General features: G+C 63.7%; 14 protein-coding genes. 6 read left to right on the top strand and 8 right to left on the bottom strand.

Going from position 1 to position 14,497, the window contains the following annotated elements; translation table 11 throughout:
• The first annotated feature begins 7 nt into the window (after positions 1-7).
• Both VXM67_RS10510 and VXM67_RS10505 read left to right on the top strand, forming a co-directional pair.
• Entirely contained in the window at positions 8-691 is a 684-nt protein-coding gene (locus VXM67_RS10510; RefSeq protein ID WP_023379655.1) for an ABC transporter ATP-binding protein, read from the top strand.
• The gene (locus tag VXM67_RS10505; protein ID WP_104881975.1) at positions 691-3,198 is read left to right on the top strand and encodes an FtsX-like permease family protein; all 2,508 of its coding nucleotides are present in this window, start codon (positions 691-693) and stop codon (positions 3,196-3,198) included. Before VXM67_RS10510 ends, VXM67_RS10505 begins: the two co-directional genes overlap by 1 nt.
• 50 nt (positions 3,199-3,248) lie before the next feature.
• Here the strand turns inward: VXM67_RS10505 and greB are convergent, their stop codons facing one another.
• The 4 genes from greB to VXM67_RS10485 form a co-directional block, all read right to left on the bottom strand.
• Entirely contained in the window at positions 3,249-3,725 is a 477-nt protein-coding gene (gene greB / locus VXM67_RS10500; RefSeq protein WP_023379651.1) for a transcription elongation factor GreB, read from the bottom strand.
• A gap of 78 nt (positions 3,726-3,803) precedes the next feature.
• A complete protein-coding gene (locus tag VXM67_RS10495) occupies positions 3,804-4,112 on the bottom strand; it encodes a hypothetical protein (protein WP_023379649.1) in 309 nt (102 codons plus the stop codon).
• A gap of 203 nt (positions 4,113-4,315) precedes the next feature.
• Positions 4,316-4,753: a DoxX family protein gene (locus VXM67_RS10490; RefSeq protein WP_023379647.1), complete on the bottom strand. Its 438-nt coding sequence runs from the start codon at positions 4,751-4,753 to the stop codon at positions 4,316-4,318.
• Positions 4,754-4,865: 112 nt separating this feature from the next.
• Positions 4,866-6,272, bottom strand: a complete 1,407-nt coding sequence (locus tag VXM67_RS10485) for a transglycosylase SLT domain-containing protein (protein ID WP_023379646.1) — start codon at positions 6,270-6,272, stop codon at positions 4,866-4,868.
• A 159-nt stretch (positions 6,273-6,431) separates the two neighbouring features.
• Here VXM67_RS10485 and VXM67_RS10480 point away from each other — a divergent pair, with 159 nt between their 5' ends.
• From VXM67_RS10480 to VXM67_RS10470, 3 genes are all read left to right on the top strand, one after another.
• The gene (locus tag VXM67_RS10480; protein ID WP_023379645.1) at positions 6,432-7,229 is read left to right on the top strand and encodes a TatD family hydrolase; all 798 of its coding nucleotides are present in this window, start codon (positions 6,432-6,434) and stop codon (positions 7,227-7,229) included.
• An 88-nt stretch (positions 7,230-7,317) separates the two neighbouring features.
• Positions 7,318-8,796, top strand: coding sequence for a methyl-accepting chemotaxis protein (locus VXM67_RS10475; protein WP_367237662.1), 1,479 nt, complete (start codon positions 7,318-7,320; stop codon positions 8,794-8,796).
• A 75-nt stretch (positions 8,797-8,871) separates the two neighbouring features.
• Complete coding sequence (locus tag VXM67_RS10470; RefSeq protein WP_023379643.1) at positions 8,872-9,240, top strand: Mpo1-like protein; 369 nt, start codon at positions 8,872-8,874, stop codon at positions 9,238-9,240.
• Positions 9,241-9,277: 37 nt separating this feature from the next.
• On the opposite strand, the gene VXM67_RS10465 is transcribed toward VXM67_RS10470, so the two are convergent.
• The 3 genes from VXM67_RS10465 to VXM67_RS10455 all read right to left on the bottom strand — a co-directional run bounded on the left by VXM67_RS10465 (position 9,278) and on the right by VXM67_RS10455 (position 11,225).
• Entirely contained in the window at positions 9,278-10,075 is a 798-nt protein-coding gene (locus tag VXM67_RS10465) for a thioesterase family protein (RefSeq protein ID WP_023379642.1), read from the bottom strand.
• An 86-nt stretch (positions 10,076-10,161) separates the two neighbouring features.
• A complete protein-coding gene (locus VXM67_RS10460) occupies positions 10,162-10,932 on the bottom strand; it encodes a CHAD domain-containing protein (protein WP_023379640.1) in 771 nt (256 codons plus the stop codon).
• A gap of 14 nt (positions 10,933-10,946) precedes the next feature.
• Positions 10,947-11,225: a hypothetical protein gene (locus tag VXM67_RS10455; protein WP_023379639.1), complete on the bottom strand. Its 279-nt coding sequence runs from the start codon at positions 11,223-11,225 to the stop codon at positions 10,947-10,949.
• A 166-nt stretch (positions 11,226-11,391) separates the two neighbouring features.
• Here VXM67_RS10455 and VXM67_RS10450 point away from each other — a divergent pair, with 166 nt between their 5' ends.
• The gene (locus VXM67_RS10450) at positions 11,392-12,432 is read left to right on the top strand and encodes a patatin-like phospholipase family protein (protein WP_023379638.1); all 1,041 of its coding nucleotides are present in this window, start codon (positions 11,392-11,394) and stop codon (positions 12,430-12,432) included.
• Positions 12,433-12,541: 109 nt separating this feature from the next.
• On the opposite strand, the gene VXM67_RS10445 is transcribed toward VXM67_RS10450, so the two are convergent.
• Complete coding sequence (locus VXM67_RS10445; RefSeq protein ID WP_027906794.1) at positions 12,542-14,413, bottom strand: SurA N-terminal domain-containing protein; 1,872 nt, start codon at positions 14,411-14,413, stop codon at positions 12,542-12,544.
• Positions 14,414-14,497 lie beyond the last annotated feature (84 nt).

The raw sequence follows: 14,497 nt of genomic DNA, 5'->3' as shown, positions 1-14,497 counted from the left end.
ATTCTCCATGGGCCCCAGCATTCTCGTTGCGCAGAACCTTAGCAAAGTGGTCCCAAGCGCGGAAGGTGACCTGACCATCCTCCATGCCCTCTCCCTTGATCTCGCCCAGGGCGACAGCCTGGCCATCGTCGGTGCATCGGGCTCGGGCAAGTCGACCCTGCTCGGCCTGCTCGCCGGGCTGGACCGCCCCAGCGCCGGCAAGGTCATCCTCGCAGGCCAGGACCTGGGGCCACTGGACGAGGACCAGCGCGCACGGGTGCGTGCCGAGCATGTCGGCTTCGTGTTCCAGTCGTTCCAGTTGCTCGACAGCCTCAACGCCCTGGAAAACGTTATGCTGCCGCTGGAGCTCGACGGTCGTCGCGATGCCCGCGAACAAGCCCGCACCTTGCTCGAACGCGTCGGCCTGGGCAAGCGCCTGAGCCACACGCCTCGCCAACTGTCCGGTGGCGAGCAGCAACGGGTAGCCATCGCCCGGGCATTTGCCGCGCATCCGGCGGTACTGTTCGCCGATGAGCCGACCGGCAATCTGGACAGCCATACCGGCGAGCGCATCAGCGATCTTCTGTTCGAGCTTAACAAGGAACGCGGCACCACCCTGGTGCTGGTCACCCATGACGAGCGCCTGGCCCAGCGCTGCCGCCGCCAGATCCGCCTGGACGCTGGCCGCCTGGTGGCCGCTGCGGAGGTCTGATGACCCACATGCCCTTTTCCCGCCTGTGCGGCTTGGCCGTGCGCCAACTGCTGCGCGACGCCCGCGCCAGTGAAGTGCGCGTGCTGTTCTTCGCCCTGCTGGTCGCCGTGGCCGCCAGCACGGCCATTGGCTACTTCGGTGCCCGCCTCAACGGCGCCATGCTGTTGCGCGCCAGCGAGTTCCTGGGCGCAGACCTGGTGTTGCAGGGTAGCTCGCCCGCCCGCCAGGACCAGATAGACGCCGGGCGATCTCTGGGACTGAGCCATGCGCAGGTGGTCGAGTTCACCAGTGTGGTGGGCGGTGACGCCGGCATTCAGTTGTCCAGCATCAAGGCCACCGATAGCGCCTATCCGCTTCGAGGGCAGGTGCGCAGTGCCGCTGCGCCTTATGCGCAAGAAGCGCCTGGTGGCGGCCCTGCCCCCGGTGAAGCCTGGGTCGAGCCGCGTCTGCTGGCGGCACTTGGGCTGTCGATTGGGGACAGTATCGACGTGGGTATGAAACCCTTGCGCATGAGCCGCGTACTCACCTACGAGCCGGACCGCGCCAACAACTTCTACAGCCTGACACCCCGGGTGATGATGAACCTCGCGGACCTGCCCGCCACCGGGGTCATCCAACCCGGCAGCCGGGTGACCTACCGCGACCTGTGGCGCGGCGAAGGCCCGGCCCTGGCGCAGTATCGCCAGACCCTCGAAGGCGGGCTGGCGGCTAACCAGCGACTGCGCGATACCCGCGACGGCAACCAGCAGATCGGCGGCGCCCTGGGCAAGGCCGAACGTTACCTGAACATGGCCAGCCTGGTGGCGGTGCTGCTGGCTGGCGTGGCGGTGGCCTTGTCGGCCAGCCGTTACGCGGCACGACGCCTGGACGCCAGCGCGCTGCTGCGCTGCCTGGGGCTTTCCCGCCGGCAGGCCCTGGGACTGTATTGCGTGCAACTGGCCCTGCTCGGCCTTGCCGCAGCCCTGGCTGGCGCCCTGCTCGGCTGGCTGGCGCAGCTAGGCCTGTTCCGCCTGCTCGAAGGTCTGTTACCGAGCGTTGTACCACCCGGTGGATTGACGCCAGCGCTAGCGGGAATCGGCACCGGCTTGGTGGCCCTGGCCGGCTTCGCCCTGCCCCCGATCGCCGCTCTCGGCCAAGTGCCACCTTTGCGGGTGTTGCGTCGTGACCTGCTGCCCGTGCCACCGAGCAGCTGGCTGGTCTACGGGGCGGCCTTGCTCGCACTGGGTCTGATCATGTGGCGCCTGAGCCTCGACCTGCTGCTGACGTTCGCCCTGCTGGGCGGTGGCCTGCTTGCCGCACTGGTGCTCGGCGGTTTGCTCTTGCTGGGCTTGCGCAGCCTCAGGCGGCTGCTGGCCGGTGCCCCCCTGACCTGGCGCCTGGGGCTGGGCCAACTGCTGCGCCACCCCATGGCCGCCGCCGGCCAGGCCCTGGCGTTCGGCCTGATTCTGCTGGCCATGGCTTTGGTCGCACTGTTGCGCGCCGAACTGCTCGACACCTGGCAAGCGCAATTGCCCAAGGACGCGCCCAACCATTTCGCCCTGAATATCCTGCCGGACGATCGCGAACCGTTCGCCGAACGTCTGCGTCAGGTCAACGCCAGCACAGCGCCGCTCTACCCGGTCACGCCAGGGCGGCTGATCCGGATCAACGACCAACCCGTGCAGCAGGTCGTCAGCAAGGACTCGGCGGGCGAGCGCGCGGTACAACGCGACCTTAGCCTGACCTGGGCCGCCGAACTGCCCGAGGGCAATACGCTGACCGCCGGCAACTGGTGGCAGGTTCCGCCGCCCGTCGACCAGATTCCTGGTGTTTCCGTCGAAGCCGAACTGGCCAGCAGCCTCAAGCTGCTCATGGGCGACCTGTTGACCTTCGACATCGGCGGCCAGCAGCGCCAGGCCCGGGTCACTAGCCTGCGCAGCGTGCACTGGGACAGCTTCCAGCCGAACTTCTACATGATCTTTCAGCCTGGCACGTTGCAAGGGCTACCGACCACCTACCTGACCAGCTTCTACCTGGGGCCTGGCCACGACCTTGAAGTAGTGGCACTGTCACGGGCATTTCCGGCGGTGACCATTCTCCAGGTCGATGCCTTGCTTGAGCAGCTACGCAGTATCCTTGCCCAAGTCACCCTGGCAGTCGAATACGTCCTGTCGTTCGTGCTGGCGGCGGGCCTGGCAGTGCTGTTCGCCGGGCTGCAGGCGACCCTGGACGAGCGCATCCGCCAGGGTGCATTGCTCCGTGCACTGGGTGCGCCGCGACCGCTGCTGGTCAAGGCCCGGCGCATCGAGTTCGGCTTGCTGGGCGCTGTCAGTGGCACGCTCGCGGCGTTGGGGTGCGAGCTGATCACGCTGGTGCTGTATCGCTATGCCTTCGACTTGCAATGGAGCCCGCACCCCTGGCTGCTGGTGCTACCGCTGGCCGGCGCGCTGCTGGTGGGTGGCGCGGGCGTGTTGGGCACGCGACGGGCATTGAACGCCAGCCCGCTGGCCGTCCTCAGAGAAAGTTGAAACCCCGGATGCCCACGGCAAGGTCCGCTGCTGGCCATAGCGGACCCACGTCAGGGGGTGGAATAGGTAATCTTGGTGATGTACCAGACAGCTTCGCCAGCCGGCGTCGCGACGACCACCTCGTCGCCCTCGGACTTCTTCAGCAGTGCCCTGGCCATCGGCGAGTCGATGGAGATGTAATCCTTGCGATCATAGATTTCATCGTAGCCGACGATACGGAATGCCTTGGTGTCGCCCTCGACGTCCTCCACTTCGACCCAGGCCCCGAAGAATACCCGCCCTTCCTGCTCTGGCGAGTAATCCACCACCTTTACATCTTCAAGGCGCTTGCGCAGGTAGCGTACGCGGCGGTCGATTTCCCGAAGCAGCTTCTTGTTGTACTGGTAATCGGCATTCTCGCTCCTGTCACCCAGCGACGCTGCCCATGCCACTTTCTGGGTAATTTCCGGCCGATACACTCGCCACAAATGGTCGAGTTCACCTTTCAAGGACTCGAACCCATGGCGGGTGATGATGTTTGTTGGCAACTCTGACCCCCGACAACGTCTGATCAACGAACAGTCCGGGGCCAAGCATACAACAATCCATCAGTGCCTGAACCGCTGTCAGCGGCGGGTGATCAGGCCCTGGCGCGCAATGCGGGTGAGGTGGCCGATGACCTGGCCGGCATCCTGGGCTGTGGGTGCCTGGATCACGGCAAGGTCGAAGCGGTCGTTGCCGTACTGTTCGAGGTCGAAGCAGGATTCGGCGAACTGGATGAGAAACGCACGGGCCTGGCCTTTACGGCGCGACAAGCCTTCGAGATGACGCAAAAGCGTGGGCTGATGCTGGCCGCCGAGCAGGATGCGCGGGGTACGGGACGCCTGGTTGGCAGGCAGTGGGGTCAAGCAGACACTGGTACGTGGACAACTCATGGAGCATCTCTCCGCCTCGCGAATCCCGCTGGGCAGCGGTGGGAGGCGTCACCGAACCAGCGCTTTAGCGGTATTTCGGATGACCCGGAGGGGGCTTATCCCGCGCCCCGCAAGTAGCTGTTTAAATCGGCGCAGGCGGTATCCTAGAGCGAGAAGCGGCAAGCTGCAAGTAGACCTTCATCGCAGCTTGCCGCAGACCGATTTCAGCGGGCGATCAAACGGTCCAGCGAGAAGCGACCCGCGCCCTCGATGAGCACCGCCACGGTACCGGCCAGCAGCGCCAGGGCGAACTCGTAGCCGTTGTTGGACATGAACAAGCCGTTGCCGATGTGCACCGAGAAGATCGCCACGATCAGGGTCACGGTCAGTGCCAGTGCAGCAGGACGGGCCAACAAGCCGATCACCAATGCCAGGCCGCCGAAGAACTCTGCGCTCCCCGAGAGCAGGGCCATCAGGTAGCCAGGTGCCAGACCGATGCTTTCCATCCATTGGCCAGTGCCTTCCAGGCCGTAGCCGCCAAACAGGCCGAACAGTTTCTGCGCGCCGTGGGCCATGAAGATGATGCCGACCAGAATGCGAATGACGCTAAGACCTGCGCCGGCACGGGTGGAGAACAGGGCGTTGAGAGTGGTGGTGTTCATTTCGAGACTTCCTTGAGTAAGCGGTGTGTGTTGGGATGGGCGCCATCTTAATCAAATTAACGGATAGTAAAATCGCAAAATAACGCTAATCACTATCGATATATTCGATACTTTAACGCTTGGCCACTCGCTCCAACACCGCACGCTCGCGATTGAACGCCAGGAAGTATTTATTGACGCTGTTGACGAAGTTGACCGGCCCCATCCCCACCTGCTCCATGGCGATGCGCTCGGTTTGGAAGAACCATTGGTTACCGTTGAGGCCTCGGCGCCGAGCCTCGGCACGCATGGCTTGGACGCGCTCTGGCCCGAGGTTGTAGGCTGCCAGTACGAAGGCCATGCGTTCACGCTCGTTGATCTGCGCACTGGCGAAAAACTTGCGGCGAATCATCGCCAGGTAGCGGGCACTGGCCTGGACGTTGCCATCGACGGTCGCGGTATTGCTCACCCCCACCCGCTGCGCCGCCGAGGGTGTGATCTGCATCAGCCCGTGGGCCCCTCCACTGCCACGGGCACTTGGGTTCAGAGTGGACTCCTTGAACGCCAGCGCGGCCAGGTTCAACCAGTCGATCTGCTGGGCCTGGCCGTGCTTCTGCAACACCGGGCGCAGCGAGGCCAACCGCTGGCGGTCCTTCTTGGCCAACGGGTCGTGCACACGGTACTGGCGTCGATAGATGCGTTCGAATGCCGCATCCTGGTTGTCCGGTGCACGGTAGACCTGCAGGAAACGGTCGACGGTGGCCAACAGCTGCGGTGCATCGCGCCGGACATACCACCGTATGGCCTGCGGCCTGCCCACTTGCACCCGGGTGTCGAGACGAAGCCGCGGCATCACCTTGGCCCAGCGCTGCGCAATGGGCCGCTCGACCAGGGTCAGGTGGTAGATGCCGGCCTGGACCATCTCCAGCACGTCTTCGATCGCCAGGGTCGCATCGACCCACTCCACCTTGATCGGCGGCCGCTTGCGCAACGCCAACTGCTGGTTGAGCTGTTCGATCACCGGGCCGGCGGCGCTGGCACTGGTCAATGCCACGGTGCGACCCGACAGTTGCTCGACCCGGCTGAAGCTGCGTTCGCCCTTGCGCCCCACCAGCACCAGCGGCACCAGGTCCAGCACCGGAGCGCTGGTGTCGACGCCGCGCACCATGGAGGGGTCGAGCAACTCGCCCGGCGCGGCCAGGTCTCCTTCGCCACGCTGCAGTGCACCCAGCAATTGCTCCTTGGCCCTGGGGATCAGCTTGAGCTGAACCTGCTGGCCGTCACCCGCGCGGGCGTTGAGGTAATGCTCGAGCGCACGCAGGCGATAATACTCCAGGCCAACCGGCTCGCCCTTGACCTCGCCCGAGCTGTTGCGACTCTGGTTGACCAAGACCCGCAACACTTTACTGGCGCGGACGTGTTCCAGATCACGGACATTGGCAGGCGGCACGCTCTGCTGAGGGCCAGGCAGACGCGGCTGGGCCTGGCCGGTCGTGAGCAGCCCAAGCGTCAGCAGCAAGATGAGCAGGTATCGCAGCATGCTAGAACGTGTCCGAGGTCGGGAGGCGGCATCCATGTGGCACAGGCAGCTCGTAATAAACGGCGGCAGAAGACCACGGCAACAGCCTGAAGTTCTTGGCTTTTTTCCGAATATCGCGCTTTTTGCTATGCTGGCCGCCCCGCGGCACGAGGTAGCACCATGCAACTGATCGATATCGGCGTCAACCTGACCAACAGCAGCTTTCATGATCAACAGGCGGCCATTGTCGAACGCGCCATCGAGGCCGGTGTGGCGCAGATGGTCCTGACGGGCACCAGCCTGGAAATCAGCGAACAGGCCCTGGCCCTGTGTCAGCAGCTCGATGCAGACGCCCGCCACCTGTTCGCCACCGCCGGTGTGCACCCCCATGACGCCACATCCTGGGATGCCGACAGCGAACGCCAGTTGCGCCAACTGCTGAACGAACCAAGGGTGCGTGCAGTCGGCGAATGCGGGCTGGATTTCAACCGCGACTTCTCCCCTCGCCCGCTGCAGGAAAAAGCCCTGGAAGCCCAGCTGGCGCTCGCCGCCGAATTGCGCCTGCCGGTGTTCCTGCACGAGCGCGACGCCAGCGAACGCCTGCTGGCGGTGCTCAAGGACTTCCGCGACCACCTGCCTGCCGCTGTGGTGCACTGCTTCACAGGCGAGCGCGCGGCGCTGTTCAGCTACCTGGACCTCGACCTGCATATCGGAATGACCGGCTGGATCTGCGATGAACGCCGGGGAACCCACCTGCACCCTCTGGTTGGGAACATCCCCGAAGGCCGGCTGATGCTGGAGAGCGATGCGCCCTATCTGCTGCCGCGCAGCCTACGGCCAAAACCGAAGAATGGACGCAACGAGCCAGCGTTCCTGCCCGAAGTATTGCGCGAGGTGGCCTTGCATCGTGGCGAATCGCTGGAGCACACCGCCGCCCACACCACGGCAACGGCACGGGCCTTCTTCGGGCTCCGTTGACGCATATCAACACAGGCGCTGGCTTGCCCGGGCACAATGATGGCACCTTGCCAACAATGTTCCCGCTCAACTCAGAGAAGACCTGCCCATGGGTGCCTGGATTAGCAATGTTTCCCTGAAGTACAAGTTCTGGGCCGTCAACGCGGTGGCCTTCGTCACGACCCTGCTACTGGTGCTGTACGCCGTGCACCTGGAGCAACGCGCCCGGGCGGAAGCCGCGCAGGGCCAGGCATCCGCCCAGGCAGCGCTACTGGCTGCCTGGCCAACCGGGCAAGCCCTGCCCGTGCAGGCCAATGTCATCACCTGGCAGTCCGGGCAAACTCCAACCTATGCCGGCGAACCCGTGGAAGGCCTGCGCGATGCCCAGGGCTGGGTCGAGTTACCCGCCGCCTGGATCCTCGGCGACAACCCGCTACGTGGCGCCCAAGTACTGCGCCATGGCAACCAGCAGGTTGCGGTGCTGGCCGCTTCGCCGAGCCTGCGCCAGGTGTTCCTTGACCGTTTCACCAACTATGCAGTGTGCGTGCTGATCCTGATGCTGGCGATGCTCTGCGCGTCGCAACTGTTGATTCGCTTCCTGCTGAGCCAACTCAACACCCTCAAGGACGTCATGCTGCACGTGGAGAAAAGCGGCGACTTGTCGGCGCGGGTCCCCTTGGCCTGTGGCGATGAAGTCGGCCAGATGGCCGGTGCCTTCAATGCCATGCAGTCGACCTATCACCGCGTGGTCAGCACCGTGGCACGTACCGCCGCGCAACTGGACTCCGGCGCTGCGCGCCTGGCAGCGAGCATGAACGAGGTGCGCCACGGCATGCTTGGCCAACAGAGCGAAACCGACCAGGCCGCCACGGCCATCAACGAGATGTCGGCCACCGTGCATCACATCGCCCAGCACGCCGGCGCCACCCGCGACCTTTCGCAGACCGCTGATACCTTGGCCGGGAGCGGCAAGGATGTCGTCAACCGGGTTCAGGATTCGATCTCCGGGCTGTCCAGCGGCGTGCAACAAACCGCCGAAATGATCCGCCAGCTCGCTGATGACAGCCAGAAGATCAACGGTGTGGTCAGCGTCATTCACAGCATTGCCGAACAGACCAACCTGCTGGCACTCAACGCCGCTATCGAGGCCGCCCGCGCCGGCGACCTGGGCCGCGGTTTCGCCGTGGTCGCCGACGAGGTGCGCAACCTGGCCAAGCGCGTACAAACCTCCACCGACGAAATCACCACCATGGTCGCGGCGCTGCAGTCCGGCACCCGCGATGCCGTCGAGTTCATGCAAGAGAGCTCGTACAAGGCTGACGACTGCGTCAAGCAAGCGCAGGAAGCCGGCATCGCCCTGGCAGAGATCACTGACGCCGTGGCGCAGATGCGCGAGAGCAATACCCAGATCGCCGTGGCCGCGGAGCAGCAAAGCCAAGTCGCCGAAGAGATGAATCGCGCGGTGGTGAGCATTCGCGACGTGACCGAAGAAACCGTGCAGCAGACCGTCGGCTCGGCCACCACCAGCAGCGAACTGGCGACCTTGGCCGGGGAACTGAACAAGGCTATTGGCCAACTCAAGCTATAGTCACCATAGCCAGCGTCGATTGGCTGCCGATCCTCGGCGGCACTAAGCTTTGGGCATGACCGAGAGGAAATGCCCATGAGCAAACGTCTGCCCAATCTGCCCGCCTGGCAATGGCGCGGCTACCATCACAACCACCGCCACCCCACCAACCTGGTGCTCCACCTGATCGCGGTGCCGCTGTTCATCCTGGGCGCGCTACTGGTGCTATCGGGTATCGTCGCGCTGGACTTGGGCCAGATCGCAGTCGGTGTCATCGCCCTGATCGCAGGCCTTGGCATGCAGCGCCAAGGCCATCGCCTGGAAGCCGAGCAACCGGAACCCTTCGCCAACCGCAAGGATGCCGTAAAACGCCTGCTGACCGAGCAGTTCATCACCTTTCCGCGGTTCGTGCTCAGCGGCGCCTGGTGGCGTGCCTGGCGAGAGCGACACAAACATCGGCGTTGAAGCTCCTCCCTCCTGTGGGCGTCCTGCTTCGCACCCGCTAGGCGAATACCGTGACCGTTTGCCGGCTCAGCGCCAGCAACTCACCGTCGGCCGTCCACAGGGCTGCCGCCGCGTGTCCGTAGCCATCGCGGGCATGTTCGGTTTCGACGCAATAGCGGCACCAGTCCAAGGTCGACAGTTTCGGCGTCGGCTGGATGAACTCGATGGTCCAGGTCAGGGTACTGCCCGCCGCCGGCTGTTTCAGGAAGGGCATCAGGCTGGGCGGCCAGGCATCGACCAGGGCGAGCAGGTGAGCTACGTTGACCTGCGCCTGTGCAACATCGCGCAGTCGCACCCAGCCCCCCATCTGCCGTGATGCATTGCCGCTGAACGGTAGACCACCGATCGCCCAGCGCAGGGCCACATGGCGCATGAACTCCGGGGTGACTCCTTTGATATAGGGAAGCTCCGGGGCAGACGCTTCGAGCGCCTTCATGGGGATCGCAGGCTGTGCTGGCACGTCGACCACCGAAGGCCGCCCCGCACCAAAATTGCCTTGGATCAGGGTGACGACCTGACCACCTTGCACGGCTCGGCCCAGCAGCGTGCTAACCGCCTTGCCCTCGCGCAGCACCTCGGCCTCGAAGCGTATCGGTACATCGGGGGCAGCCGGGGCAACGAAGCTGATGGCCAGCGAACGCACCGGCCGATCGTCAGGCAGTTTCAAGCTCATGGCCTTGTAGACCATGGCCGCCATGAGGCCACCGAACACAGCGCGGCCCTGGGCCCACTCAGGTGGGATGCTGATGGGGTCGGATTGCGCTCCTACAGCATTGAGCAATTGATCGAAGTTCACGGGGCAAGGCTCCTCGGGCAGGCATATGAGGCCATACTAAAGGCCCTGCCACGAGCCATCAGCCCGCATTTCGGTCATTTGCAGGGCTATCTGTGCTCAAGCGCCGCCTGCAGGGCATCCAAGGTGACATCGGACTGACGCTCGGCCTCATGCAACTCCTGCTCCCAGTCCGCACCGCAGGAGGCTAGGTCCGCCTGCTCGCGAGCCTGTATCAGCCATTGCAGCCGATCATGCCAGTCGCCCAGGTCACCCTGCGCACGCTTGAGCAGACGCCGCAGTTTCTTCCCCGTATGCCCCAGTTGCGGATAGGCTTCATCACCATAACGGGCTCGCTTGATCAGCAAACGCAAGCGATGCCGGTCATGGGCAGGGTCGGCCAGCGCCTTGCGCAATTTGCGCCATTGCTTGTCCAGACGCTTGTCGATGCGCCTGTCGAGCGACTTGGTCAGCCCCTCGCGATCAGCCGCACGCAGGAACAAGGGAAACGCATCGAGAATGGCCAGCACCCGGCCTAGTTGCGCGCTGTTCGCCACGCTGGCGAAGGTATTGCCCCGCCCTTCCAGACGCCGCTTCCCCGCCTGGACGATGCCACGGCGAACCAGCTCTGCACCCAGCACCTCACGGTCTCGCAATGGCGTGGTCAGGCTACCCAACGCCCTGGCGGCATCTTCCAGTTGCTCCACCCCAGGCAACCCGCGCAACGGCCGCAACAGGCTACGCAAGCGCCGTAGGCTGGTGCGCAGATCATGCAGCGCCTCGCTGTCGGTATCGGCAGCCAGACGCTCGCGACTCGCCAACAGTCGCACCTGCAGGTTCAGGATCTGGGCAACGACATGATCGAGCATGGTGGTGGGCATATGACGCTCCCCGGTCAGCGCCCGGCGCGGGACTCACGGATATAGAAGCGTGCCTTCTCGGCTTTGCGGGTACACCCTTCGAAGCCTTCGAACTGTTGCTGGGTCTTGGCCCCGGTCAACAGCGACAGTGCCTTGGAGTAACTGACGGTACCGGCAAAGCCTTCGGCCTTGGCCAGGTCGAGCTCCTTCCAGGCGGCATCCAACTGGGTCGCACAGCTGTCACGGTAGGCCGTCTTGCCCGCACAGCCAGCAAGGGCCAGGGCAATCAGAGGAAGGCAGATCCAGGCTTTCATCAGTGTTACCTCAAAAGAAAATAAGTGTGGCTGTTCGACGCACGGTCCGCTGAAAAGTGCCCTGCTCGATATGCCTTGCTTAGAGTAGTCCAGCGCGGTCTACATTGAAGCACAGGCATCAAAGCGTGCATTGTTGGACAATGGTTGCACAAGCCGGGGAACGATCATGAACAAACGTGTAGCGCTGGTGTTGGGATCGGGTGGGGCTCGGGGCTACGCCCACATTGGCGTGATCGAGGAAATCGAACGGCGCGGTTATGATATCGCCTGCATTGCCGGTTGCTCCATGGGCGCGGTGATTGGTGGCATCTACGCCGCCGGCAAGCTCGACGACTACCGCAACTGGATCGAAAGCCTCGATTACCTGGATGTGCTGCGCCTGGTGGATGTCAGCTTCCGCCTTGGCGCCATTCGCGGCGACAAGGTGTTTGGCCAGATTCGCAAGATCGTCGGCGAAATCAACATCGAACAGTTGCGCATACCCTACACGGCGGTAGCCACCGACCTCACCAACCAGCAGGAAATCTGGTTCCAGGAGGGCTGCCTGCACCAGGCCATGCGTGCTTCGGCGGCCATTCCGAGCCTGTTCACGCCCGTGATGCAGGGCAATCGCATGCTGGTCGACGGCGGCATCCTCAACCCGCTGCCAATCGTGCCGGTGGTATCCAGCCACTGCGATCTGATCATCGCGGTCAATCTCAACGCCACCAACCAGAAACAGTATCAGTTGCCTGTCATCGAGCGCCCGGCAGCCTTCAAGATGCGCTTCGACGCGCTGCTGACCTCGCTGGGGTCGCGCTTGCCGTTCCGGCGCAAGCCCGCAGAAGAGTTGATACGTATCGAACAGGAGATCGTCGCCGAGGGGCTCGCGCCCCCCAACCCCTGGCTCGCCGACGTCGCCGACCCCGAAGCTCAGCAGCCTGCGGCAGCTCCGGAGCGCGAAGGTGCCCCCAAGTCAGCCACCGGCTCGTTCATCATCGACAACGTCGGTCCGGCGTCACTGCTGGACCTGATCAACCAGAGCTTCGAAGTGATGCAAACCTCGCTGGCGCAGTACAAGATCGCAGGGTACCCGCCGGATGTGCTGATCAACGTGCCCAAACGTGTATGCCGGTTCTTTGAGTTCTACAAGGCGCCTGAGCTGATCGCACTGGGGCGTGAGATTGCCCGGGATACCCTCGATAACTACGAGGGTGAGAAGCGTTAGACCTCCGCCCCCTTACCCCGCGGTAGCGGCTTGCCGGTGATGAGGCCAACCCAAGCCGCAGAAACGAAACAGGCCGCATGAGCGGCCTGTTTCGGTTTGCAGCAACCACTCAGTAACGAGTGATGTCCGCTTTGGCTTCCAGCTGCTTGCGGTAGGCCGCGAAGTCCTGCTGACCGGCCCGCGAAGCGAGGTAGCTGCGGATCTGCAGCTTCTCCTCGTCGCTAGCGGCGGCGCCTTCGTTCACGCCCTTGAGTTGCAGCACTACCAGGCTGCCGTCATTGAGCACCACACTGCCGAACACCGGTTTGTCCTTGGCTTGCGGCTTGGCCAGACGGAACAGCGCCTGCAACTCGGCCGGGTCGATACCGTCCTGGCCACGGGTAACGGCTTCATGTGCAGTCCACCCCTGCCCTTCGTATGCAGCACCCGCGGCGATGGAACCATCGCGCAGACCTGCAATCAGCTTGTCGGCTTTGGCCTTGAGCTCGGCGGTAGCCTTCTCTTTGGCCAGGTGCTCCCTGATGTTCTTGGCCACGGCCTCCAGCGGCAGTTGCTCAGGCTTGCGGTGCTCCTTGACGCGCAGCACCACGGTGGTCTCCGGGTCGAGCTCGATGGCGGTGCTGTTGGCAGCCTCCTCCAGCACTTCTTCGGAGAATGCCGCCTGGATCACCGCACGGTTGGCAGTGATACCTTCGCCGCCTTCACGACCGAACGGTGCCGAAGTCTGCACCTTCAGGTTCAGGTCCTGGGCCGGCTGAACCAGGTCGGACGCCTCGTAAGCGGCATCCTGCAACTGCTTGGCGGCATCGACGTAACGCTGCTCGACCAGCGGCAGCTTCAGGTCGCGAGTCAACTTGTCCTTGAGGCTGGCAAAGCTCGGTACTTCCGGCGCCTGCACGCCCAGCAGCTTGATCAGGTGGTAGCCGAACTCGGTGCGCACCGGAGCCGATACCTGACCGTCCTTGAGCTTGTACAGCGCATCCTCGAAGGCGGGGTCATAGACGCCCGGGCCAGCGAAACCGAGATCACCACCGCTGTTGGCCGAGCCAGGGTCCTGGGAGAACTCCTTGGCCAGGGCGGCGAAATCCTCACCCTTGGCCAGACGCTGCTCGACTTCCTCGATGCGGGCCTTGGCCTGGGCATCGCTGACCTTGTCGTTGACTTCGATCAGGATGTGAGCGGCATGGCGCTGTTCGGCCAGGTTGGCGATTTCTTTCTCGTACTGGGCCTTGAGCTCGTCATCGGTCACTTTGACCTGGTCGAAGAACACCGACTTCTTCAACTCGATGTAGTCGATGACCACCTGGTCCGGCGACATGAACTCCTTGGCATGCTCGTCATAATGCGCCTTGACCTCTTCGTCGCTGACCTTGACCACAGCCGGGTTGGCCTTGAAGGTCAGGGAAGCGAAGTCACGGGTCTGGTTTTCCAGGCGAGCGAATGCCTCCACCTGCTTGTCAGTGACGAAGCTGCTGCCGGCAAGGCCGGTACGCAGTTGGCCGATGAGCATTTCTTCGGCGAGCATGTCGCGGAACTGCATGCGGCCATAGCCCATCTGGCGGATGACCTGGTCGAAACGGTCGGCATTGAACTTGCCGTCGACCTGGAATTCCGGTCTTTGCAGGATCACTTGATCCAGCGCTGCCTCGGATAAGGCAAACTTGGCGTCCTCGGCTCCCTGCAGCAGCAGTTTGCGTTCGATGAGCCCGTTGAGCGCGGCGTCGCGCAGCATCTTGTCATCCAGCAGCGCAGGGTCGAAATCCTTGCCCAGCTGTTGCATCAGCTGACGACGCTGCATGTCCGCGGCCTGGCTCAGCTCGTTCTGGCTGATGGTCTGGCCGTTCACCTTGGCGGCGTCCTGCGAATGAGTGGCGGCCTGAAAAATGGCCTCGAACCCGGTCAACGCCATCAGCACGACGATGAGGCCGATGATGGTCTTGGCAATCCAACCTTGTGAATTGTCCCTGATATTTTGCAGCATGCGTCCCCCAGAAACGGTTGTACCACTGCGTCGACAACCGCGGAGCGTGGGTAGAGTCCTGATATGAAGAAAGGCGCATCCGGT

This window comes from Pseudomonas sp. Rh2 (assembly GCF_040762985.1).
GTDB classification, from domain to species: Bacteria; Pseudomonadota; Gammaproteobacteria; order Pseudomonadales; family Pseudomonadaceae; genus Aquipseudomonas; species Aquipseudomonas taiwanensis.
The sequence above is the reverse complement of the archived record's forward strand: the minus strand, read 5'-3'. Positions and strand labels throughout refer to the sequence as shown.